Origin of the sequence: Roseicella sp. DB1501, from assembly GCF_013112485.1 — a bacterium.
Lineage (GTDB): Bacteria > Pseudomonadota > Alphaproteobacteria > Acetobacterales > Acetobacteraceae > Paracraurococcus.
Map to the genome: position 1 here is coordinate 48,216 of NZ_JABFHG010000016.1, position 22,916 is coordinate 71,131.

General features: G+C 65.5%; 23 protein-coding genes. 13 read left to right on the plus strand and 10 right to left on the minus strand.

Going from position 1 to position 22,916, the window contains the following annotated elements; all coding sequences use genetic code 11:
- Positions 1-90: 90 nt before the first annotated feature.
- From HJG45_RS24475 to HJG45_RS24495, 5 genes are read right to left on the minus strand one after another with little or no spacing between them, the layout of a single operon-like run.
- A complete protein-coding gene (locus HJG45_RS24475; RefSeq protein ID WP_171616014.1) occupies positions 91-1,092 on the minus strand; it encodes a hypothetical protein in 1,002 nt (333 codons plus the stop codon).
- 34 nt (positions 1,093-1,126) lie between these two features.
- Positions 1,127-2,161, minus strand: coding sequence for an ACR3 family arsenite efflux transporter (arsB, locus tag HJG45_RS24480; protein ID WP_171616111.1), 1,035 nt, complete (start codon positions 2,159-2,161; stop codon positions 1,127-1,129).
- Positions 2,162-2,220: 59 nt separating this feature from the next.
- Positions 2,221-2,649 carry an arsenate reductase (glutaredoxin) gene (arsC, locus tag HJG45_RS24485; protein ID WP_171616015.1) on the minus strand — a complete coding sequence of 143 codons (429 nt, stop codon included), beginning with the start codon at positions 2,647-2,649 and terminating at the stop codon, positions 2,221-2,223.
- Positions 2,646-3,167 carry an arsenate reductase ArsC gene (locus HJG45_RS24490; protein ID WP_171616017.1) on the minus strand — a complete coding sequence of 174 codons (522 nt, stop codon included), beginning with the start codon at positions 3,165-3,167 and terminating at the stop codon, positions 2,646-2,648. The genes arsC and HJG45_RS24490 overlap by 4 nt, the downstream gene beginning before the upstream one ends.
- 13 nt (positions 3,168-3,180) lie before the next feature.
- On the minus strand, positions 3,181-3,489 hold the full coding sequence (locus HJG45_RS24495; RefSeq protein ID WP_368040672.1) for an ArsR/SmtB family transcription factor: 309 nt from the start codon (positions 3,487-3,489) through the stop codon (positions 3,181-3,183).
- A gap of 176 nt (positions 3,490-3,665) precedes the next feature.
- Here HJG45_RS24495 and HJG45_RS24500 point away from each other — a divergent pair, with 176 nt between their 5' ends.
- From HJG45_RS24500 to HJG45_RS24515, 4 genes are read left to right on the plus strand one after another with little or no spacing between them, the layout of a single operon-like run.
- Entirely contained in the window at positions 3,666-3,995 is a 330-nt protein-coding gene (locus HJG45_RS24500; protein WP_171616021.1) for a helix-turn-helix transcriptional regulator, read from the plus strand.
- Positions 3,996-4,054: 59 nt separating this feature from the next.
- The gene (locus HJG45_RS24505) at positions 4,055-5,530 is read left to right on the plus strand and encodes an FAD-dependent oxidoreductase (RefSeq protein ID WP_171616023.1); all 1,476 of its coding nucleotides are present in this window, start codon (positions 4,055-4,057) and stop codon (positions 5,528-5,530) included.
- 3 nt (positions 5,531-5,533) lie between these two features.
- Positions 5,534-6,736, plus strand: a complete 1,203-nt coding sequence (locus HJG45_RS24510) for an MFS transporter (protein WP_171616025.1) — start codon at positions 5,534-5,536, stop codon at positions 6,734-6,736.
- A gap of 16 nt (positions 6,737-6,752) precedes the next feature.
- Complete coding sequence (locus tag HJG45_RS24515) at positions 6,753-6,953, plus strand: hypothetical protein (protein ID WP_171616027.1); 201 nt, start codon at positions 6,753-6,755, stop codon at positions 6,951-6,953.
- A 124-nt stretch (positions 6,954-7,077) separates the two neighbouring features.
- On the opposite strand, the gene HJG45_RS24520 is transcribed toward HJG45_RS24515, so the two are convergent.
- Together HJG45_RS24520 and HJG45_RS24525 are read right to left on the minus strand one after the other, a co-directional pair.
- On the minus strand, positions 7,078-8,997 hold the full coding sequence (locus HJG45_RS24520) for a cytochrome c/FTR1 family iron permease (RefSeq protein ID WP_171616029.1): 1,920 nt from the start codon (positions 8,995-8,997) through the stop codon (positions 7,078-7,080).
- Between the two features lie 109 nt (positions 8,998-9,106).
- Positions 9,107-9,520 (minus strand): helix-turn-helix domain-containing protein, encoded by a 414-nt coding sequence (locus tag HJG45_RS24525; protein WP_171616031.1) that lies wholly within the window; start codon positions 9,518-9,520, stop codon positions 9,107-9,109.
- Between the two features lie 92 nt (positions 9,521-9,612).
- Here HJG45_RS24525 and HJG45_RS24530 point away from each other — a divergent pair, with 92 nt between their 5' ends.
- On the plus strand, positions 9,613-11,799 hold the full coding sequence (locus HJG45_RS24530) for a heavy metal translocating P-type ATPase (protein WP_254452761.1): 2,187 nt from the start codon (positions 9,613-9,615) through the stop codon (positions 11,797-11,799).
- 42 nt (positions 11,800-11,841) lie between these two features.
- Here the strand turns inward: HJG45_RS24530 and HJG45_RS24535 are convergent, their stop codons facing one another.
- Positions 11,842-12,291, minus strand: a complete 450-nt coding sequence (locus HJG45_RS24535) for an ArsR/SmtB family transcription factor (protein ID WP_368040673.1) — start codon at positions 12,289-12,291, stop codon at positions 11,842-11,844.
- On the opposite strand from HJG45_RS24535, the gene HJG45_RS24540 reads away from it, so the two are divergent.
- The 8 genes from HJG45_RS24540 (at position 12,281) to HJG45_RS24575 (ending at position 21,386) form a co-directional block, all read left to right on the plus strand.
- Positions 12,281-13,156, plus strand: coding sequence for a cation diffusion facilitator family transporter (locus HJG45_RS24540; protein WP_217363031.1), 876 nt, complete (start codon positions 12,281-12,283; stop codon positions 13,154-13,156). The two genes, HJG45_RS24535 and HJG45_RS24540, sit on opposite strands and share 11 nt — an antisense overlap.
- Entirely contained in the window at positions 13,156-13,659 is a 504-nt protein-coding gene (lspA, locus tag HJG45_RS24545; RefSeq protein WP_171616033.1) for a signal peptidase II, read from the plus strand. Before HJG45_RS24540 ends, lspA begins: the two co-directional genes overlap by 1 nt.
- Positions 13,660-13,742: 83 nt before the next feature.
- Positions 13,743-14,027: a hypothetical protein gene (locus HJG45_RS24550; protein WP_171616035.1), complete on the plus strand. Its 285-nt coding sequence runs from the start codon at positions 13,743-13,745 to the stop codon at positions 14,025-14,027.
- An 88-nt stretch (positions 14,028-14,115) separates the two neighbouring features.
- Positions 14,116-14,838, plus strand: a complete 723-nt coding sequence (locus HJG45_RS24555) for a cytochrome c biogenesis CcdA family protein (RefSeq protein WP_171616037.1) — start codon at positions 14,116-14,118, stop codon at positions 14,836-14,838.
- A gap of 155 nt (positions 14,839-14,993) precedes the next feature.
- Entirely contained in the window at positions 14,994-15,443 is a 450-nt protein-coding gene (locus HJG45_RS24560; RefSeq protein WP_171616039.1) for a hypothetical protein, read from the plus strand.
- Positions 15,444-15,662: 219 nt separating this feature from the next.
- Positions 15,663-16,856, plus strand: a complete 1,194-nt coding sequence (locus tag HJG45_RS24565) for a TolC family protein (protein ID WP_171616041.1) — start codon at positions 15,663-15,665, stop codon at positions 16,854-16,856.
- Positions 16,853-18,103, plus strand: coding sequence for an efflux RND transporter periplasmic adaptor subunit (locus tag HJG45_RS24570; protein ID WP_171616043.1), 1,251 nt, complete (start codon positions 16,853-16,855; stop codon positions 18,101-18,103). The genes HJG45_RS24565 and HJG45_RS24570 overlap by 4 nt, the downstream gene beginning before the upstream one ends.
- Before the next feature lie 10 nt (positions 18,104-18,113).
- Complete coding sequence (locus HJG45_RS24575; RefSeq protein WP_171616045.1) at positions 18,114-21,386, plus strand: efflux RND transporter permease subunit; 3,273 nt, start codon at positions 18,114-18,116, stop codon at positions 21,384-21,386.
- A gap of 227 nt (positions 21,387-21,613) precedes the next feature.
- Here the strand turns inward: HJG45_RS24575 and HJG45_RS24580 are convergent, their stop codons facing one another.
- A complete protein-coding gene (locus HJG45_RS24580) occupies positions 21,614-22,516 on the minus strand; it encodes an ImmA/IrrE family metallo-endopeptidase (RefSeq protein ID WP_171616053.1) in 903 nt (300 codons plus the stop codon).
- Complete coding sequence (locus HJG45_RS24585; protein ID WP_171616055.1) at positions 22,513-22,866, minus strand: helix-turn-helix domain-containing protein; 354 nt, start codon at positions 22,864-22,866, stop codon at positions 22,513-22,515. Before HJG45_RS24585 ends, HJG45_RS24580 begins: the two co-directional genes overlap by 4 nt.
- Positions 22,867-22,916: the final 50 nt, after the last annotated feature.

Consider the following 22,916-nt stretch of genomic DNA (forward strand, 5'->3'; position numbering starts at 1 on the left):
CTTTGCGCCATGCGTTCGCAGGGCACTCGCCCTGCGTCTCCTGCAGCGCAATCGTCACCGCTGGGCAAGGCGAATAGGCGGCGCGCCTATTTACGCCGCCCGAACCCAATCATCACACAGTGCCGGGAAGGACGAATGGGCGGCATCGGCTGCTTGCCCGCCCAGCATAGCGCGGTCGTTCAAAACGCCACGTAAGGCATAAGCGTGCAGGATATCAGGGTCGAAGGCGTCGGCGCTGCTTAGTTTGTTCATGGTCGTGTGAATGAAAACGATGCCGCCGATAAACGGGTAGTCACGCAGAATGCCGTTTTGGGCGAGCGGGCCATTATCGTTTTCTTCCCTCGCCGGATCAGGCTGCAACCCGTCGGGGTGTGGCCACCAGAAGTGGTCACCCACTTCATGGGCCGCGAGTGTCCACAAATGGCCATTCACCTTGCCCAGCCTCGCATCGTGCCGCTCTGCTTGAAGCTCGACGGCATCACCTCGGATCAATGTACGGGGCAACGCGACGACCAGGAACGTCGGCTTTTCTTCGAACTGGCCTCGCTTCACGTTGCTGCCGATCTGACGCATGACGCGCTGCATGATCTGCAGCCAGTTCTCCACCGGGCCGTGCGGAGTGACAAAGGAACGGCCGATGCCGACGCCACGCCGCTGAGCAGTCTCCTTGGCCTGTCGCTGGCTCTCTCGGCCTGCCGTCACAATGGCCGGGTAAGCGTGCACCCCGCCAGACAGGTCGAGGGTCTTCACCTCATAATTCTCGGCATAGGCGTTGGCGCTAAAATCAGGCGTCTTACCGGCCACTTCCTTTACAGGCCGCAGCGCCACGCCACGGGCCCTTGCTAGGAGGTAGAACAGGCCCTCGTGATAGCTCTCAAAAACCGCGTTGAAGGTGGCTGGATCATGCGGCCAACGGCCGCTTTTGATCGCTTTGCGAATTTTGGTGCAGGTGGCAACGGCCGCAGCCTCGCCCGCGGTGGCAGATGCATCCAGCAAATCAAAGATACTCCGCGACAGAAGGAAGCTGGTGAAGTTACCCCCATCGCTGTTGATCTCCTGTAGGACGGGCAGCATCTCATCCCAGAGCGTCATCACCGCGCCTCGCCGTTGGTCACAACATGCGATGTCATGCCTGGCGCGCTCCCGCTTCGTACCAGCCTCGGCTGCGTCGCACGATGTGCACAATTGAAAGCATCACCGGCACCTCGACCAGCACGCCGACCACCGTGGCAAGTGCCGCCCCGGACTGGAAGCCGAACAGAGCGATGGCGGCCGCTACGGCCAACTCGAAGAAGTTGGAGGCACCGATCAGCGCCGAGGGTCCGGCGACGCACCATTCGACGCCTAGCTTGCGGTTCAGCCAATAGGCCAGGCCGGCGTTGAAATAGACCTGGATCAGGATCGGTACCGCCAGCAAGGCAATAACGGTCGGCTGGCGGACAATCTGCTCGCCCTGCAGGCCAAACAGCAGCACCAAGGTCAGCAGCAGCGCCGATAGCGACACCGGCGCCAGCCGCTCCAGCGTGCGCGACAGTGCGCCCGGCCCGCCGGTGCGCAGCAGCAGGGCGCGCCAGAGCTGGGCCACGATGACCGGCACGACAATGTAGAGCACTACCGAAAGGATCAGCGTGTCCCAAGGCACGGTGATGGCCGATAAGCCGAGCAGCAGCCCGACGAGTGGCGCGAAGGCCACCACCATGATCAGGTCATTCAGCGCTACCTGGCTCAGGGTGAAATGTGGCTCGCCGTCCACCAGGTTCGACCAGACGAAGACCATGGCCGTGCAGGGCGCGGCGGCCAGCAGGATCAGCCCGGCAATATAGCTATCGATCTGACCGGCCGGCAGGTACGGCCGAAATAACCAGCCGATGAACAGCCAGCCCAGCAGCGCCATCGAGAAGGGTTTTACCAGCCAGTTGATGCCGACGGTGGCGGCAATGCCCCGCCAGTGGCTGCCGACCTGGCGCAGCGAGCCCAGGTCGATTTTGAGCAGCATGGGAATGATCATCAGCCAGACCAGCACGGCGACCGGCAGATTGACCTCGGCCACTGTCGCCTCACCAATGGCACGGAAGGCGCCCGGCGCGAGCTGGCCGAGCACGATGCCGACGATGATACAGAGCGCTACCCACAGCGTTAGGAAGCGCTCGAAGGTGCCCATGGCCGGTCGGGCCGGCGCAGCGCTGGCAGGAAGAGCAGTATCAGACATTTTGGTTTCCTTCAGCGCACCCGGTGGCCCTGCTCGTCCACCACCCGCTCGCCATCTTCTTTAATGAAGGCACCGCGTTGCGGCGGGGTGAGCAGATCGAGCACGGCTTCGGACGGGCGACAGAGCTTCACGCCCCGGTCGGTGACCACGAGGGGTCGGTTAATGAGGATCGGATGCGCCATCATGGCATCGAGCAGCTGGTCGTCGGTCAGCGACGGATCGCCGAGGCCCAGCGCGTCATACGGCGTGCCCTTTTGCCGCACCACGTCGCGCACCGAGAGGCCGGCGCGCCGGATCAAGTCGGCCAGTTCCGCGCGGGTCGGCGGATTCTTCAGATACTCGATAATCTGCGGCTCGACGCCGGCATTACGGATCAGCCCGAGCACGTTGCGCGAGGTGCCGCATTGCGGGTTGTGGTAGATCGTCACGGTCTCGTTCATTTGGCCTGCTCCTGGCGCGCGGTAGCCGCGTCGCGGCCAATGGCTTCGACCTCTCGGCGGGTCGCCAGCGTGTCCAAAGCATTCAGGGGCAGGCTGGCAAAGATAGCGATGCGCCGGCCAAGCACGGCGAAGGCATCGCGGAAGGCCAGCATGCGCTCTGCTTCATTGCCATCAGCGGCGGCCGGGTCTGGCACGCCCCAATGCGCGGTGATCGGATGGCCCGGCCAGATCGGGCAGGGTTCATTGGCGGCCTGGTCGCAGACCGTGAACACGAAATCCATCGTCGGCGCGCCTGGCGCGGTGAACTCTTCCCACGACTTGCTGCGCAGGCCTTCGGTGGGGAAACTCTGCTCGGACAACAGCCGGAGGGCCAGCGGATGCACCGTTCCCTTGGGAAAGCTGCCGGCCGAATAGCCTCGGAAGCGGCCGCTGCCATGCTGCTCCATCAGCCGCTCGGCCAGAATGCTGCGCGCCGAGTTGCCGGTGCAGAGAAACAGGACGTTGAAGGTTCGCGTCATCGGAGCCGTCTCCTCACGCCGGCCGCTGCGGGGCAGGACAGCAGGCCGCGACCGGCAGCGCCGCATCGAGCAGCGGGCCACATAGCTCAGGCCGGCCCTGGCAACAGTCCTGGACGAGGAAGGCGAGCATTTCCCGAATGCCGGGGAAGTCCGCCACGTAGATGATCGAGCGGCTGGCGCGCCGCGAGCGGATCAGCCCGGCGCGCGTCAGCTGCGCTAGGTGGGTGGACATGGTGTTGTGCGGCACGTCGAGCCGACGGGCGATCTCACCCGATTGGAGCCCGTCATCGCCGGCTTCCACGAGCAGGCGGAAGGCGCGCATGCGCGTCTCCTGCCCCAGGGCGTTCATGGCTTCTACAGCGGCTATTAGGTCCATACGTCGATAAATATGGACATAATATCTGGCTGTCAATGCTGAGAGACTGTTGCGCGAGCTGCTATTTCGAAGATTCTAAAAATAGGGTTGCACGAGCGCGGCAGCTCCCCTAGCTTATTTCCATGGATATCGAACAAGCAGCCGCGCAGCTCGAAGCGCTCGGCAATCCGACCCGGCTCAAGCTGTATCGAGCCCTGGTGCGCGCCGGCGATCACGGGCTGCCGGTCGGCCGCCTGCAGGAGCGCTTGAGCATCGCGGCCTCGACGCTGTCGCACCATCTCCACAAGCTGATGACGGTCGGCCTGGTCACGCAGGAGCGTCAGGCCACCACCCTGCTCTGCCGTGCCAACTACCCGATCATGCGCGACCTGCTCGGCTTCCTGGTCGAGGAGTGCTGCGTGGAAAGCACCTGCAGCACCGCCCTCCCCGATATCCCTGATGCGGCCGCCTGATCGGCCTTTTGGGCTTACATATTTCGATTATCTTAGAACCACAGAACAAGGAGAACTCCATGAACGTCGTCACTCCCCTGCAAGAGCTGGCCGCTACTTCGACGGCCCCTGCCCTCTCCACCGACCGCCGGCCGGCGACCGGCCCGCTGCCGGTCGTCGTCATCGGCGGCGGCCCGGTCGGATTGGCCGCCGCTGCGGAGCTGCTGGAACGCGGCATCAAGCCGCTGATCTTGGAAGCGGGCACCCAGCCGGCGGCGGCGGTGCGCGCTTGGGGTCATGTCCCGATGTTTTCCCCCTGGACCTACAACATTGACAAGGCGGCACGCGCGCTGCTGGAACGCCATGGCTGGACGGCGCCGCAGGAGGATGCCTATCCCACCGGCCACCAGCTGGCCGAGGCCTATCTCGATCCGCTCAGCCGCACCCCGGAAATCGCTGCGCGGCTGCGGCTCGGGGTACGCGTGACCGGCGTGGCGCGCGTCGGCAATGGCAAGGTGCGCAATGCCGGGCGCGAGGCGCAGCCGTTCGAGGTGCGCTTCCTCGATAGCGCCGGCCGCGAAGGGCGGACCTTCGCCCGCGCCGTCATCGATGCGTCAGGCACCTGGACCTCGCCCAATCCGGCCGGAGGCAGCGGCCTGCCGGCGATGGGCGAGCGCGAGGCCGCCGCCGCCGGCCGGCTGCGCTACGGCATGCCAGATATCCTCGGCGCACAGCGGGCACAGTATGCCGGCAAGCGCGTGCTGGTCGTCGGCAGCGGCCACTCCGCCGCCGGCACGCTGATCGACCTGGCGAAGCTGCATGAGGCCGAGCCCGACACACGGGTCATCTGGGCGCTGCGCACCCGCGACCATCTGACGCGCGTGTTTGGCGGTGGCGACCAGGACCAGCTGGCGGCGCGCGGGGCACTCGGCTCCGCCCTGAAAGGCCTGGTCGAGCGCGGCGTGTTCGAGATCGCCGCGCCGTTCACGGTCGATACCATCGAGCAGGCTGCGGGCGGTACTCTGCAGATGAGCGGGGAAAGCGGTGACGATTGGCAGACGCTGCAGGCAGATGCGGTGATCGTGGCAACCGGCCTGAAGCCGGACCTCAGTTTCCTGGCGGAGCTGCGCACCGATCTTGATCCGGTACTCGATTGCCCGAGCGCCTTGGCACCGCTGATCGACCCGAACCTCCATTCCTGCGGCACGGTGCGGCCGCATGGCGCTATCGAGCTGGCACAGCCGGAGCCGGGCCTGTTCATCATCGGCATGAAGGCTTACGGCCGCGCACCAACCTTCCTGCTGGCAACCGGCCATGAGCAGGCCCGCTCCGTCGCGGCCTATCTGGCCGGCGACATCGAGGCGGCCAAGCGGGTCGAGCTGAACCTGCCGGAAACCGGCGTGTGCAGCGGCCCTGGTCCCGTCGCAGACGTGCCGAAAGCTGCCAGTTGCTGCGGTCCGGCACCTGTCGCCGAAGCAACGAAGGCTTCGGGCTGCTGCGGCCCGGCGACGCCGCAGCCGGCGCCTGTCGCTGCCACGTCCTGCTGCGGCGCGTGAGATATGGCGGAGCCTCACAGGCGGACTAGCGTCGTCATCGCCCTCGGGACGGCGCAGACGCTGGCCTGGGGCTCCACCTATTATCTGCCGGCGGTGCTGGCCCAGCCGATGGCGCGCGAGTTTGGCGTGTCGCCATCGTGGATTTTCGGGGCCTTCTCAGCGGCGCTAATCGTCTCGGCTTTGTTCGGACCTGCCGCTGGCCGCGCTATCGATGCACGCGGCGGGCGCGGCGTTCTGGCGATCTCCAACCTGGTCTTCGCTGCCGGGCTTCTCCTGATGGCAACGGCCAGCCAGGTCTGGATGCTGGCTGCCGGCTGGCTGGTGCTCGGCATTGGCATGTCGATGGGCCTCTATGACGCCGCCTTTGCGGCGCTGGCCTATCTCTACGGCCGCGAGGCACGCGGGCCGATTACTGGCATCACCTTGATTGCCGGGTTTGCCAGCACGGTCGGCTGGCCGTTGTCCGCGCTGTTCGAGGCGGAGTTCGGCTGGCGCGGTGCCTGCCTGTTTTGGGCGGCGGTGCAGCTCTGTGTGGCCTTGCCGATCAACCGGTTTCTGCTTCCTGCCACCCCTGCCCCGGCATCGGCGTCGCCCATAACGAATACGACCGCCGAGGCGACCGCGTCCGGTGGCACGGCACCCCGGCATGCCATGATGCTGCTCGCGTTCGTCTTCTCCGCCGCCTGGTTCGTCACCGGCGCGATGGCCGCCCATCTGCCGCACCTGCTGGAAGCATCCGGTGCTACGCCGGCCGCAGCCATCGCCGCCGCCGCGCTGGTCGGCCCGGCCCAGGTCGTGGCGCGCGTGGCGGAGTTCGGCTTTCTGCGCAAGGCGCACCCGCTGATTTCGGCGCGCCTAGCCTGTATCGCGCACCCGATTGGGGCCGCCGCGCTCTTCCTGTTCGGTGCGCCAGCTGCGGTGGCCTTCGTCCTACTGCATGGGGCCGGCAACGGCGTGCTGACCATCGTGAAGGGCACGCTGCCGCTCGCCATCTTCGGCCCGGACGGTTACGGCCTCCGCCAGGGGTTGCTCGGTGCCCCTTCCCGCTTCGTCCAGGCCTGCGCACCGCTACTCTTCGGGTTGCTGATTGATGTCTATGGGGCAGCGTCCGTCGCAATCTCAGCGGCGTGCTGCCTTCTGGCTTTTGGAGCGCTCATGGCGCTGCGACCAGCTTTGTCGGTAGCTTCCGCAAGACTGCCGACATAACGGTTGGAGCGCGCTCATGCGGCACGCGGTGCTCAGAGATGTTGGTGGCGCCGGCAAGGCAAACGATGAACTCAATCAGGTCCCACTAATTTCACCGGACGCCTTCGACCAGCAAAAGCCCGATGAATACTGCGGCACGTTGAAACACGCGCAGCAGATGGTGGCGCATTCCAGCTCCCGCACGACCAAGCTTACGATCGAACAAAGGATGAGGTGACGCTGACAGAGATCGGACGTATTCGCTTGTAATCACAACGCATTATTAGCGCCCTGCATTCGCCCTGCGCTTGCAGGGCGCCTTTGTGGAGAAGGTTAGGCAAGGACAGGTGGCCTTCGGCTGGCTACGACATCGCCGCGCTCCGGCGATTATACCAGAAGCCGACCGCGATCACCGCCAGGGTCAGGATCTGTGCTGTCACACCTTCAGCGGTCGGGTAAATGCCGAGGAAGGCCAGCCGGGGAAGACCTGTGATGGGCTGCACATCAAGCATGCCGGCCTCTTGCAACGCTGCAATGCCTTTGCCGGCCAGGACGATGGATAGCACCATCACCAGTAGCGAGCTCACGGCGAAGAAGCGTCCGATAGGCAGCTGGCGGCTATAACGCAGACCCGCCCAGCCGATAATCCCAAGCAGGACAACGGCGCAGGCGATGCCGCCGAGTAAGGGCGCGGCACTCTCTGGCCGCCACATCGCGCTATAGAACAGGATCGTTTCAAACACTTCGCGATAAACGACGACGAAAGCCAGGAGGAACAGGACCCACCCGGAGCGGCGGGAAAGTGCTTCCGAGAGCCGCTCACGAATGTACCGCTGCCAGTTATCGGCCTGGCTCTTGCCATGCATCCAGATCCCGACGGAGACCAGCACAAGCGCAGCGAAGAGAGAACCAAAACCTTCGGTCAGCTCGCGGCTCGCGCCGCTGATGGCTATCAAATAGGTCGCGGCAAACCAGGTAGCGCCACCTGCCACCAACGCGGCAGCCCACCCGCCATGCACGTAAGGAAGTACCTCCTCACGACCAGCCTTTCGCAGAAAGGCGATCATCGCCACCACGATCAGCAGTGCTTCCAACCCCTCCCGCAAAAGGATGGTGGCAGCACCGACAAACATGGTGACATTGCTGTCGGTATCTGCGGTTAGCGTGCGCTCTGTTTCGTCGAGCAGTGCGCTGACCGCCGCCGCCTGGCCTCGGACCACTTCGGTAGACTGGCCGCGGCTGATGCCGGCGCGCAATTCATTCATCGCTGTTTCGACACGTCCGAGCAGCGCAGAGTCTTTGGCTGCAACCCTTGGCTCGAAGGGCTCAAATCCGTCCAGATACGCTGACAACGCCAGATCGGTCGCCCGGCGACGTTCGCCCGCGCCGTAGGCCTGAACGGCTTCACTCAAGCGGGTCCGGGCCAGCTCGAGCGATGCCCCCTGGACCGGACTGAGTGCCTCAGGATGCCGGCGCAAATAGGCCGTGATGGCCGCGGCACGTTCATCACCCAGCTGGGCGACAAGCTGGGCCGGGGTCGTCCCCGCCAGCGCTTCCGGCCTTGGCAACACCGCCCGCACCATCGGATCTGAGCGCCACAGGCGCTCTCCTTCCGCGGAAAAGGACGCCGGATAGGCGAGCGTTCCGGTGTGGAACGCCAGAGCCCAGCGGTCTTCAGGCGATAGCTGAGCGAAGCTTGGCATTGCTGTGCCGTCCAAGCCCTGGGTGATTACCTGATAAAGCGCAAACAGACTGCGCTCCTGGGCCCGGGATCGATCGGTAAAGGCAATCGGTGGAGGGTCTAGGTTCGCAGCCGCCGGCCCATCGCCAGCACCGCTCAGACCATGGCAGCTGGCACATTGCTCAGCATAGAGAGACGCGCCTCGCGGCACGTCTGGAGTTTTTGCCGGAGCGAGGGGTACTGGATAAGCATTCAGCAAATGTGTGGCCAGGCCGCGCGCCAACCTTGCGACATCTTCAGGCAGGGCTCGGGCCGCAATGGCGGCTTCCAACGCTGTGACATCGGCTATCAGCTGAGCTTGTTGAGGATGAAAGGGCAGTTGGCCGAGGCGGGTTCGTACGGATCCGGCAAACTCGACCATCTCCTCATACTCGGACTGGCTGATGATGCGCCCGTCCTCGACCGCTCCCGGATAATCCACGGCAATGTAGTCCAGAAGGCGCCAAGTGGTTTGAATGGCCGCATCGTCTGCCGCTCGCCCCGGCTGGGAGAACACCAAGCCGAGAAGAAGGGACACGACCAGAATGAAGCGGTACGCCATTGATTCGCCTGTAGATTTGCGACTGCGAAGCTATCGCAGCGATGAAGTCATGCCCAGGGGAGAGATCTGGTGTTTCGGCGGTGGGCTCGGACGTACCGTGTAGATGTGCCTATGTTCCGGTTGGGGCGAGCGCTTCGATGATCCGGCACTCGGCGACCCGGCCATGCCGGCACTGTCCGATCAGGGAGTCCAGCTCCCGGCGCAGCGCCTGCAAGTCGGCAATCTTGCGTTCCACTTCCTCCAGATGCTGACGGGCAATCACATCGACGGCTTCGCAGGGCAGGTCCTGTTGCTCGGCGATATCCAGCAGCGTGCGGATTTGATCCAGCGAAAAGCCAAGGTCGCGGGCGCGCCGGATGAAACTCAAGCGGGCAAGGTGCGCGGCGCCGTACGCCCGGTAATTGCCGGACGTACGATCAGGAGCGGAGAGCAGCCCCACCCGCTCGTACCAACGGATCGTCTCCACCTTCGTGCCGGTCGCTTTCGCCAGGACACCAATATTGAAGGTGGTATCTGCTTCCATCGTCCTTGACCCTGTAGTGGCTACAGGGTCCATATAGAGGGTGGCGCGTGGTTCGGGCAATCCGAGATGCGCTCCAGGATGGGAAAACGACGATGGCGGACGGCGATCTGGTAAGTGTAGGCGCAAAGCCGCGAGCAACCCTGCGATACCGGGTGGAGGGCATGGACTGCCCCAGCTGCGCCTCAAAAATCGAAACGGCCGTGGGTCGGGTAGCCGGTGCTGAGGATATACGCGTCAACTATGGCACCCAGGTCTTGGCGTTCCGCCTGGACGAGACGACCACATCTCGAACGGCAATCGAGGAGCAGGTCCGCAAGCTGGGCTACGGCATCGCGCCTGTAGAGGCGTTGCGGGTCGAAGCGGGTAACGTAAGCGCCGCGGCCGGGGATGCGGGGCCTGGCCGCGCCCCCCTGCCCTGGTGGAAAGGCACCAAAGCTCGCCTGGCGGCTGCTATTGCGACCCTGACGGCGGCCGGTTTTGCCGCCTCGCTGGCCCTTCCTGATCTGGAGCATTGGGCGTACCTGCCCGCCGCCCTGCTTGGCCTGGCTTTCTTCGGCCGTAAGGCGATTGCGGCGGCCCGCGCCGGCTCGCCGTTCTCGATCGAAATGCTGATGTCGATCGCCACGGTCGGCGCGATCCTCATTGGCGCGACGTCCGAGGCGGCGGTGGTGGTGTTCTTGTTTACCATCGGCGAACTGCTGGAAAATGTGGCGGCCGGCCGGGCCCGGGCAGGTATCGAAGCGTTGGGCAGCCTGGTGCCGCGAACCGCCCTACTGGTGGAGAACGGTACGGCGCGTGAGGTGCCTGCCGCCCAGCTGAAAGTGGGTGATCGGGTGCTGGTACGGCCGGGAGACCGGGTTTCGGCCGATGGCGTCGTGGCCGAAGGCGAGTCTGAGATCGATGAGAGTCCGGTCACCGGAGAATCCGTGCCCGTCGCCAAGACGGAGGGCGATCTGGTATTCGCCGGCAGCGTCAATGCTTCCGGCGCGCTGCAGGTCCAGGTCAGCAAGCCCGCCTCGGACAACACCATCGCCCGCATCATCCGCCTGGTCGAGGAAGCACAGGAGGCCAAAGCCCCGACCGCCCGCTTCATCGAGCGGTTTTCCGCCATCTACACCCCCATTGCGGTGGCTGTGGCGGCGCTGGTTGCCGTGGCGCCGCCACTGCTCTTCGGGGCGGACTGGGACACCTGGGTGTACCGAGGGCTGGCGCTTCTGCTGGTGGCCTGCCCCTGCGCCCTGGTACTCTCGACACCAGCCGCCATCGCCTCCGGGCTGGCGGTTGGCACCCGGCGCGGTTTGCTGGTCAAGGGCGGCGGCGCCCTGGAAATCATCGGCCGTATCCGGACCGTGGCCTTCGATAAAACCGGGACACTGACGGAAGGCCGCCCGCGTGTGACTGACGTCCAAGCTCTGTCCGGCTCCGAGCGGACGATGCTGGGGCTGGCGGCAGCGGTCGAGAACGGCTCGAGCCACCCGCTTGGCCGCGCCATCCTGGAGCGGGCTGCGGCGGATGGTATTCCGTTGCGCCCGACCAAGGACGCGCGAGCCATCCCCGGCAAGGCCGTCGAGGCCATCATTACCGGCAAGCGGGTCAGTGTCGGCTCTCCGTCCTATGCGGCCGAGCAGGCGCCGCTGACGCCAGAGGCGGAATGGGCCATCACCGCCTGGGAAAATGAGGGGAAGACGGTCGTCGTCGTGGCGGTGGATAACGTACCCGCTGGCCTGATCGCGGTCCGTGACGAACCGCGCGCCGATGCAGCGGCTGGTATCCGGGCGCTTAATGCCCTTGGCGTTCAGTCTGTCATGCTCACCGGCGACAATCCTCGCACCGGCCGCGCCATTGCCGAAGCCCTCGGCCTTGAGGTGAAGGCGGGGTTGCTGCCGGAGGACAAGCTGCGGGAAATCGGCGCGCTGAAAGCCCAGGCGCCGGTCGCCATGGTCGGCGACGGCATCAACGATGCGCCGGCCTTGGCGGCGGCCTCGATTGGGGTCGCCATGGGCGGTGGGACGGATGTGGCTTTGGAGACGGCCGACGCTGCGCTGCTGAACAGCCGCGTCATGGATGTCGCTGCTCTAGTCGGGCTGTCGCGGGCAACACTGGCCAATATCCACCAGAACGTGGCCATTGCCCTTGGCCTGAAGGCGATCTTCCTGGTCACGACGGTGGCCGGAATCACCGGACTTTGGCCTGCCGTATTGGCCGATACCGGTGCCACGGTGCTGGTCACGCTGAATGCGCTGCGGTTGCTCGGCTACCGTTTCAAAGGCGCCACATAGGACCGCTTGGTCTCGCACCGGGCGAGTAGGTGACGGGCAACCTCAGGTGCACGGCTTGGCTGTTTCGTCCCCATAGCGGTCGCAGGCAGCGATGCCATCCGCCACGCCGCCCAGGAGATCCAGAGCCAGCTGTAACAGCTCACCGACCCGCGCATCGCCGAGCCGGTAATACACGAACCGGCCGCGCGGCTCGGCCTGCACCAGTCCGCACTCGCTCAGGCAACGAAGGTGATTGGAGACGTTCGACTGGCTGAGCCGGGTAGCGGCCACCACGGCGCCGACATGCAGTGGCCCGCGGCACAAGGCAGTCAGGATCGCCAGGCGCGAAGGATCGGCCAAGCCACGAAACAGCTTTGCCTGAAGATCAAGTGTTTGCGCTGGGGTATCGAGCCGCATGGTCTCTTTATCTACCAGCTCGACATATTGAGTTCCACTGATATGATGCGACATATCATCCACCACTGATACGAGAAGGGCGACGATGAGTACCACCACGACCTCCGCGCCCGTCACGGCGCGCTACCGCATTACCGGCATGGATTGCCCTTCCTGTGCCGCCAAGATCGAGCAGGCAACGCGGGCGGTCGGCGGCGTGGAGAAGGTGAAGGTCTCCCTCGCCTCACAGATCATGACGCTGCGCCTGGACAATCCTGACGCCCGCCTGCCGGAGATCGAGCGCACCATCACCGGCCTCGGCTACCAGCTCGACTGGCTGGACCGGCCCGCCCCTGTCGAGGGCGGCGGCGATGATGACGAACTGCCGAAAGACCTCAGCCACATCACGTCCGGCTACAAGCGGGCACTGTGGATCGTGGTCGCGCTGAATGTCGGTTACGGCCTGGTGGAGATCGTCGGCGGCTTCCTCGCGGGCAGCCAGGCGCTGAAGGCCGACGCGCTCGACTTCCTGGGCGACGGCCTGATCAGTTTCCTTGGCCTGTTGGCTATTGGCTGGAGCCTAGTCTGGCGCGCGCGTTCGGCGCTGATCCAGGGCATATTTCTCGGTGTCCTTGGTTTGGGTGTGCTGGTCGCTACTGGCTACCGGGTGCTGGTGCTCAACCAGCCGGATTCCGAGTTGATGGGCATCTTCGGGGCGATTGCCCTGGTGGTGAACGTCGCGGCCGCCGCCGTGCTGATCCCGCACCGCACGGGCGATGCCAATGTGCGCGCGGTCTGGCTGTTCTCGCGCAACGACGCCATCGGCAACGCCGCCGTGGTGATAGCAGCGGGCCTGGTCTGGTGGACCGGCACGGCGTGGCCCGATCTCGCCGTGGCCCTGGTGATCGCCGGGCTGTTCCTGCAATCCGCCTGGTCGATCATCCGGGACGCCCGGCGCGACCTGGCCGAGGCCACGCCCTGATGCAGGCCCGGCCAAGCCGTTTTCTGGTCTGGGGGCTGGCCTTCGCCGCCCTCGCCTTCGCCATCGACCAGGCGACGAAGGCGGCGGCATTGGCGACACTTGCCCTGGCACGCGGAATCGAGGTGCTGCCCTTCCTCGACCTGGTGCTGGTGCATAACCGGGGCGTCACCTTCGGACTACTGGCGAGCGATCACCCAGCCGGCCGCTGGCTGCTGATCCTGCTGACCGGCACGATCACGGTGGCTTTGCTGATATGGCTGAAGCGGGCGCAGAGCCGTACCCAGGCGGCGGCGCTCGGCCTGATTATCGGCGGGGCGCTCGGCAACTTGGTGGACCGCCTGCGCCACGGCGCGGTGACGGATTTCCTGGATTTTCATGCTCAGGATTACCACTGGCCGGCCTTCAACTTGGCGGACAGCGTCATCGTGCTCGGAGTGGCGCTGCTGCTGATCGCCGAGCTGCGCGCGCCTAAGGGCGGCGCGCTGAGCAGGCGGGAAGCGTGAGCTGCCATCGCGGTACTCGCCCTGCACCCTTCCCACTAGGGAGGGTCGTTCCATCCACTGGTCCCAACGACAAAGGAGGCTTTATGCGCAAAATCATTGCACTGCCTGCGATCATGCTCGCAGGAGCGCTTGCCACTGCCGGTGCGTTTGCTCAGGGCAGCGCACCGCAAGGTGGCATGCCGGGCATGCAGCAGATGCCCGGCATGCAGCACATGCCAATGATGCAGGGCCAAGGCGGCATGATGATGGATTGCCCGTGCCCAATGATGCAGCGCATGGCGTCGCTGGATCAGCGGGTGCGGCAGCTGGAGGAGCGAGCCAACCTCCCGACGCCTGCCCAGCCGAACGCGCCCGCGATGCCACGCTAGGGCTGCTACCATCCGTAGATGCCGAGGGCCGCACGTGGTGCGGCCCTCGTACCCGCGCGCTCTGAGATGATAAGGCCGCCTTCCCTTCATGATGCTTGAGCTGTCGGCGTTCGGCCTGTTTCTCGCGTTCGGCGGCGGACTGGTGTCGTTCCTCTCGCCCTGCGTGCTACCGCTAGTGCCGGGTTACGTGGCCTGGGTGGCCGGCGCGAACCTTGCCCAGGCGCAGGCGCGTCCCTGGCGCACGCTGCGGCTCGCTCTGTTCTTCGTGCTCGGCTTCTCGGCGGTGTTTGTTGCCCTTGGCGCAGGCGCCACCCTGCTCGGCGGCTGGTTGCGGCGGTGGAGTTATGAATTGTCTATCGCGGGCGGCATGCTGATCGTGCTGCTCGGTCTGCTGCAGATGGGGCTATTGCGGCTGGCGCCGCTGGCGCGCGACCTGCGCTTTGCCGCGCCCGATGCCGGCGGCAATCCGGTGTCGGCCGTGCTGATCGGTATCGCGTTCGGCTTCGGCTGGACGCCCTGCATCGGCCCGGTGCTCGCTGCTGTGCTGGCCGCCGGTGCCATGGCCCCGGTCGGAGGTGTGGCGCTGCTGGCCGCCTATGCGGCCGGCCTTGGCGTGCCGTTCCTGCTTGCTGCTCTTTATCTGCCGGCGCTGCTGGCGCGCGGCCGGCGACTGGGACGGCTCGGCCATGGGCTGCGCCTGGCCAGCGGTGCGGTGATGGTGGCAGCCGGCGTCGCCATCGCCGCCGGCGAGCTGACCACCGTGGCCGGCTGGATGCTACGCGCCTTTCCCTGGCTGGCGAGCATCGGCTGATGTGCACGGCGCCTATTCGCTTGTACGCTCAACGTGGCAGGCTGAAGCCTGAAAACGTCACACGGAACCGGGAAATAGCGCCTTTAGTAGAACATAAGCGGACGGACGCGCCATGTCTTCATGGCTGAAATCAAAATAAATACTGACCGTAGCCGATGACCAGATTATATTCACTGTGCTACGGCGTATCTGATACGTTATTACATAACAGGATTTCTGCTTCCTCCGTGCCTCATACCCTTCCTTTCCGCCCCACGACTGCTGGCCGCCGCCATGGGCTGATCAGCCTGCTGGTGCTCGTGTTTTTTGTCGCAGCATTGGCGGTCTCCACGGTGGCCCTGGCCTACCCGGCGGTTGGCGCAGGTTCCATTCTCACCGGGTCCGAGTGCTTCGATTGCGCCCCGGACAGTGATCTTCCCCAGGAAAAAGGTGCCGTCGCTGGCCACCATGGTGTTCGTTGCCTGTGCCATGGCGGCATGCGCGCCGATTATACGGCTACTTTCGCTCCCCCAACGCTCGGCACCGTGGCCTATGGCCCGATCCCGCGTGAACCGATGCGGACATCACGCCAGGACGCGCCGCCGCTGCAACCACCCCGCGTCTAAACCCCGGTCTTGATCCGTGCGGCCGCGAAGAATGCGGTCGCTTGTAGAACTGTGTTCAGGGACAGCGTGATGCGTACCCCCTCTTTGCCTGCTTTGCTGGCCGCACTGGTGGTGGCCATGCCAACCGCCGTGACAACGGCCCATGCCCGCGACGCGACTCATCGGTCGGCGGCCCCTCTTCCGGGTAGCACCCTCCGGGTCGCCTCACCGGAAGCCGCCGTGACGCTTGCGCTGGAGCGCTCGCCAACGTTGGGTGCGGCGCAGGCGGCGGTCCGCGCAAGCCGGGGTGAGGAACTCCAGGCCGGGCTGCGACCGAACCCTGAGCTCCAACTCAGCAACCAGAACAATAGCGGCTCGGGCCCATACCGGGGCGGACGCCCGCTGGAGACAAGCGCCGGCCTGTCCCAGCGGCTCGAGATCGGCGGCCAGCGCGCCGCTCGAACTACGGTGGCCGCCCGCGACGTGATCCTTGCCGGGCACGACCTGGCCGCCGCACGGCTCGACCTGGTGCGCGATGTCCGCACGGCATACGCCCAGGCCATCGCGGCGCGGCGCGCCGTGGACATCGAGCAGGAACGCCAGCGTCTTGCCGAGGAGGTATTGCGGGCGACGCGCGAACGGGTGAATGCCGGCCGCGAAGCGCCGGCGCAACAACTGCGCGCAGAATCCGCGTTGTCTACTGCCTCGATCGCGCGGGACCGGGCACAGCGGGAAGCGACAGTGGCGCGTCGCGGGCTGGCGGTTCTCCTCGCCGCAGAGGACGTCGAGCTCGTCGGCCGTACCGCTGATACCTGGTTTACGGAGATTGGCCCGGCCCCAGCCGTCAACGGTCGACGTCCAACCAACAACCCGGACTATGCCCGGCTTGATGATGCCGTCTCACGCGCCCGTGCAGCCCTGGACCTGGAGCGACGGCGGGCCACCCCAGATGTTACCCTGAACGGGTCCGTTAGCCAGTACCGCGAGGCGTCTGCGACCGCGAGGGACACTGCCTTCGTGGTGGGCCTGTCCGTGCCGCTGCAGCTGTTCGACCGGAACCAGGGCAACATCGCGCGCGCCGGCGCCGATCTGACCCGCATCGAGCTGGCGAGCCAGCAGGCACGCCGGACGCTCGAAGCCTCGCTGGCAGACGCCGGCCAGCGTTACGAGGCCGCTTGGCACGAGGCTGACGCCCTGCGTCGCACCGCGCTGCCGGCGGCGGAGCGCGCGTTTGGCTATGCCCGCGAAGGCTACCGCGAGGGCAAGTTCTCTTTCCTTGAGGTGCTTGATGCACAGCGCACCCTGTTCGAGGCACGCGGCCAGCTGAACGACGTGCTGCGAGAGCTCCATACCCGCCGTGCCGAGGTGGACCGCTTAAGTGGCGGCCCGCTGATCGGTCCCATGCAACCTAACAGCCCAGGAGGCCGGCCATGAAAACGACCCGTTTCACCACCCTGACCGGCCTGGCCGTTAGCGCGATGCTGGTCGGCGCCGTCGCTGGCGTTGGTATCCGCCCGGTCGATGCTACCCTGCATGCGTTTTGGACACGACCGCCTGCCGCAACGGTAGCAGAAGAGAAAGAAGCGGGGGAGGCCAGCCGAGAGCGCGGTGGCGAGCAGCACGCCGAAGGCGAGGTGCATCTGACCGCCGAGCAGATCGAGGCGGCTGGCATCCAGCTGGTCGAAGTCAGCGGCGGCACGATTGCCCGTCATGTGACGGTGCCCGGCACCGTCACGGCCAGTGCGGATCGTCTGGCCCGGGTGCCGGCGCGCGTGGCGGGGACGGTGACGGAGCTGCGCCGGCGGCTGGGCGACACCGTGGCCAGTGGCGACGTGCTGGCCGTGGTGGAAAGCCGCGAAATTGCCGAGGCCAAGGCCGGCTATCTGGCGGCGCTGCGCACCGAAGCCCTGGCGCGTACAACGGCCGACCGGGAACGCCGGCTATGGGAGCGGAAAATCTCGGCGGAACAGGATTTCCTGAAAGCCCGCACCGATGCCGAGGAGGCGCGCATCCAGCTCGACCTTTCCCGCGCCAGGCTGTCGGCGCTGGGGCTCGGTGCACAGGAGATCACTGCGCTCCCGGGGCAGCCAACCGAGGCGCTCCGACGCCAGGAGGTACGCGCCACCTTGGCGGGACGCGTCACTGACCGCCGCATTGATGTAGGCGCCTCCGTGACACCGGAGACGGAAGCCTTTGTGGTGGCCGATCTTTCTGTCGTCTGGGTCGAGATGACGATCTCTGCCAGCGACCTGGCTTTCCTGCAGGAAGGTCAGACGGTTTTGGTCACCGGTGCGGGCGTGGAGCAGCCGCGGGAAGGGCGCATCATCTTCGTCAGCCCAGTGCTGGACACGCAGACCCGTACGGCGCGGGCCGTGGCTGAGCTGCCTAATGCGGACACGGCTTGGCGGCCCGGTGCCTTTGTGGCCGCCGCGATCGCGGCCGAAGAACAGCCCGTCGAGCGGCGGGTGCCGCTTGAATCGCTACAGACCGTCGAGGCAGAGACGGTCGTGTTTGTGCGCACCGAAGAAGGCTTTGAGAAACGCAAGGTCACCCTGGGCCGGCGCGATGAGCGCGTGGCGGAGGTACTTTCGGGCCTGGAGCCGGGCGAGCAGGTCGCCGCAGCAGGCAGCTTCATCCTGAAAGCTGAACTCGGCAAGTCCGACGCCGAGCACGAAGATTGAGGGCCCGGTCATGATCGAACGTCTGATTGCCTTCTCCATCGCGCGTCGCTGGCTGGTCGTGCTGGGCACGCTGGTCGTGGCCGCGCTTGGGATCGGCGCGCTGAACCGGTTGCCGATCGACGCGGTGCCCGACATCACCAATGTGCAGGTGCAGATCAACACGGTCGCGCCGGCGCTGGCTCCCGCGCAGGTCGAAAAGCAGGTGACGTTTCCGGTGGAGACGGCGATGGCGGGCATTCCAGGTCTGCACGCGACCCGCTCGATCTCCCGCAACGGCTTTTCGCAGGTCACGGTGATCTTCGAGGACGGTACCGACATCTATTTTGCCCGCCAGCAGGTCACCGAGCGGCTGCGTGAGGCGGACGAGGCCCTGCCGCCCGGGGCCCAGCCGCGAGTGGGTCCGGTCACCACCGGCCTCGGCGAAATCTATATGTGGGCGGTCGAGTATGCCCCGGCCGGCGACCCGGCGCGGCCGGCGCCGCGCGATGGCCAGCCTGGCTGGCAGGGCGATGGGACTTACCTGACGCCGGAGGGTGAGCGTTTGCGCGAGCCCGCGCAGCGCCTCGCCTATTTGCGGACCGTACAGGACTGGATCATCCGGCCGCAGATTCGCAACGTGCCGGGGGTCGCCGGGGTGGACGGCATCGGCGGCTATATCAAGCAGTACCATGTCCGACCGGATCCGCAGCGCTTGCTCGGTCTCGGCCTGACCTTCCGCGAACTGATTGAAGCGCTGGAGCGCAACAACACGGCGATCGGCGCCGGCTATGTGGAGCGCGGCGGCGAGGGCTTCGTGGTGCGCGCCGATGCGCGCATCACGAGCTTGGAGGAAATTCGCGACGTGGTGGTCGCCACCCGGGCAGGCACCCCGATCCGGCTGCGGGACGTGGCAACCATCGAGCTCGGCCAGGAGATGCGGACGGGCAGCGCCAGCCATGACGGCGAGGAGGTGGTCGTCGGGACCGCCTTGATGCTGCTAGGTAGCAACAGCCGTACCGTCTCGGCGGCGGTCGATGCCAAGATGCAGGTGGTGGTGCGTACTTTGCCGCCCGGGGTGCGGGTGCAGACGGTCCTCAACCGCACGACGCTGGTGGAGGCGACCATCCACACGGTGGCCAAGAACCTGGCGGAAGGCGCCTTGCTGGTCATCGCGGTGCTGTTTTTGCTGCTCGGCAACCTGCGCGCCGCCCTGATCACCGCCGCCGTGATCCCGGTCACCATGCTCCTGACCGCGACCGGCATGCTGAAAGCAGGACTGTCGGCCAATCTGATGAGCTTGGGCGCGCTGGATTTCGGACTGATCGTGGACGGCGCCGTCATCATCGCGGAAAACAGCCTGCGTCACCTCGCCGAACGTCAGGAGCATGCCGGCCGGGTCCTGACCAGGCGCGAGCGGCTGGAGACCGTGCAGGTCTCAGCGGCGGAGATGGTGCGCCCGTCCGTGTTTGGCCAGGCGATCATCATCCTGGTCTACGTCCCGATGCTGACCTTTACCGGGGTGGAGGAAAAAATGTTTGCGCCGATGGCGCTGACAGTGATGATCGCGCTCGTGGTGGCGTTCCTTCTGTCTTTGACGTTCGTGCCAGCCGCGGTGGCCTTGGTCATCAGCGGGCGGGTGCAGGAGCAGGAAAACTGGTTGGTCCGCCGGCTGAAGTCGTCGTACACGCCGGCGCTCCAGCGATCGGTCAGCCGCCCCCTGCCCTTCATTCTTGGCGCCACGGCTTTGTTCGGCCTGTCGCTGCTGCTGTTCACGCGGCTCGGCCAGGAGTTCACCCCGACCCTGGACGAGCGCAATCTCTTGGTCCAGGCGGTCCGCATCCCAAGCACGGGCCTAGCGCAGTCGCAGGCCATGCAGCTGAGGATTGAGCGCACCCTGTCGCGTTTCCCTGAAGTCGCCTTCGTCTTTTCCAAAACGGGTACGGCGGAGGTTGCGACCGACCCGATGCCGCCGAATATCTCCGATACGTTCATCATGTTGAAGCCAAAGGAGGAGTGGCCGGATCCGTCGCTGACGAAAGACGAGCTGGTCGAGCGTCTCTCGGCAGCAGTGAGCAAGCTGCCCGGCAATGCCTATGAGTTCACTCAGCCGATCCAGATGCGGTTCAACGAGCTGATCGCTGGGGTACGGGGCGATCTGGCGATCAAGGTATTCGGCGACGAGTTCGAGCCGATGCTGGCGACTGCAAACCGCATCGCCGGCATCCTGCGGGAGACCCAGGGTGCCGCCGATGTACGGGTCGAGCAGGCCAGCGGCCTGCCCTTCCTCGATATTCGTGTTGACCGAGCAGCAGCGGCCCGGCGAGGGCTGGCCGCCGCCGATGTGCAGGAGGTGGTGGCGGTGGCTGTAGGTGGCCGGCCGGCCGGCCTCGTGTTTGAGGGTGACCGGCGCTTTGACATCGTGGTGCGCCTTTCGGATGCGATCCGGGGCGATCTGGAAGCACTGCGGAACCTGCCCGTGCCGCTGCCGACCTCCAACGGCCAGGCAGCCAGCGTGCCCTTGCGGGATGTGGCCAGCTTCGCCTTCTCCGAAGGCCCGAATCAAGTGAGCCGCGAGAACGGCAAGCGCCGCATCGTGGTCCAGGCCAATGCCCGTGGCCGCGACATCGGTTCGCTGGTGGCAGAAGTCCAGGAGCGTGTCACTGCCGACGTCAGGCTGCCGGCCGGCTATTTCCTCGAATGGGGTGGACAGTTCGAGAATCTGGCCGCGGCGCGGTCCCGACTGATGCTCGTTATCCCGGTGGTGTTCGCAGCCATCCTGATCCTACTGTACGGGGCATTAAGATCATGGCGCGATGCTGTGCTGGTTTATAGCGGCGTGCCACTGGCCCTGTCCGGCGGCATTCTGGCGCTATGGCTGCGCGACATGCCGTTTTCGGTCTCGGCCGCCGTGGGCTTCATTGCTCTATCCGGCGTGGCGGTTCTAAACGGGCTGGTCATGGTCTCCCGCATCCGCCAGCTCATGGCCGAGGGCATGCCGCATGCCCAGGCGGTGGTCGAAGGCGCCCTGACCCGGCTGCGGCCGGTGGTTATGACGGCGCTGGTTGCTTCCCTCGGCTTCGTGCCGATGGCGATCGCCACCGGCACCGGCGCCGAGGTGCAAAAGCCGCTCGCCACCGTGGTGATCGGCGGACTGATCAGCGCCACGGTGCTGACGCTGCTGGTCCTTCCCGCGCTGCATATCCGCCTTGGCGCCGGCGTTGTCCGGCGCCCGGAGGAGGAGGAAGCACCTCCAATCGTTCGGCCCACCACGCCGGCGGCTCACGCGTCGGAATACGCAGACTAACAGCGTCAGAAGGAGGGCGACGTGGGTTCAGGACATAGTCATAGGCGCGGCACGGAGTGCAAGCGACCAATGCTTATCGCCCTTACGCTGACGGCGACCTTTATGGTCGCCGTTACCTCCGTCGCCTCCTGTACCGCAAACAGCGATTGAAGCTGCCATCGAGTGCGGCGAAGGCGCATCGTGCCGTTGGACAAAGCCCTCGAAAGCACTGAGAGATACCCGGCACCTCAACGCTTGTGAAAGCGCGGCGTCCAGCTCTCGGTCAGCGCCTCTTCTTCGTCCTGCTCGTCGTCATAAGTGTCGTCCCTGACGGTGCAGGTTAGCACCGTCAGCGTCCGTCCATAGCCGCCGAGGCCGATCACCTCTTCCCTGCCCCGCACCGACTGGCCACTCAGCCAGTCCGAGATGTCGATATCATCGTCATCGCGGCCGGCAGCCTGTACACGCTGCGCGTCGGCATTGAAGCGTGCCGTCAACGTACCGGCCGGTACGGGAGCACCCTTGCGCAACCAACGGATGTCCTTCAGCGACTTGATGCCTTCGGACAGGAAGGCGAACTCAACGATAGGTCCACTGCTGACGATGACCGCGATCGCACCCCGGCTTAGATCGGCATACCGGATAGCCGTGGCCGTCAGCGACGAGCAGCAGAGCTCCGATAGCTCCATAATCGCTTCAAGACCGTCGTCACGGCGGCGCATCTCGCGCTGAAACGGGTCGGTAGGCATCAGCAGGCCGGAGGCGAAGTAGTCGGCTTCGCGCTCCATGACATCGTCGGAGGCGAAACCGGCATGGGACTGATGCATGCTGCCCGACGTTGGCACCAGTTGCTCGGCATGGCCTTCAATGAAGAAATGCCCGAGCTCATGGGCAATGCTGAATCGTTGATAGCCGACGCTCGGGATATGAGTGGAATAGTAGATACCAAAGTCATTTCCAAAACGCAGTAACATGCCGGAGACACCCGCGGCAGCATCCGGCTTGGCCTGAACAATGATGTCACGTGATGCAGCGAGTGCATCGATGTCGACTGGCAGCGAGTTCAGTCCCTCGTCTTCGAGAATCCGTTCGGCCTGGTTGATGATCGATCGGCGACGAAGGTCTGGATGCTTGGGTTTCGCGCCACTCATGTCTCGTCTTTACGCCGGTTTTGGTTTCGCTCGGCCAAAAGCCGCAGCATTTCCTCGGCCAGAGGCCGATCCGCGCCACTGATATTCGCCATGTGGCGGAATAGGGGATCGCCGGCGCCTGCCATATCCGGGATGTCGACCCGGCCGAGCAGGTAATCCGTCGTCACCATCAGCGCGATGCCGAGGCGGCGCAGATTATCGAACGAAGGCTTCCGCGCCCCCGATTCGAAATGGGCGATCGAGCTCGCTGGAAGCTTGGCGGTAGCGGCCAGCTCGCTCTGGCTCATCCCCTTCAGTTCGCGCGCGGCGCGCAGCCGGTCCTTGAAAATATCGGACTGGTCGGTGGTCATGGCGTTTTCGGCATAAATTTCTTGTCGCTTTCGACATATATCGCTATACT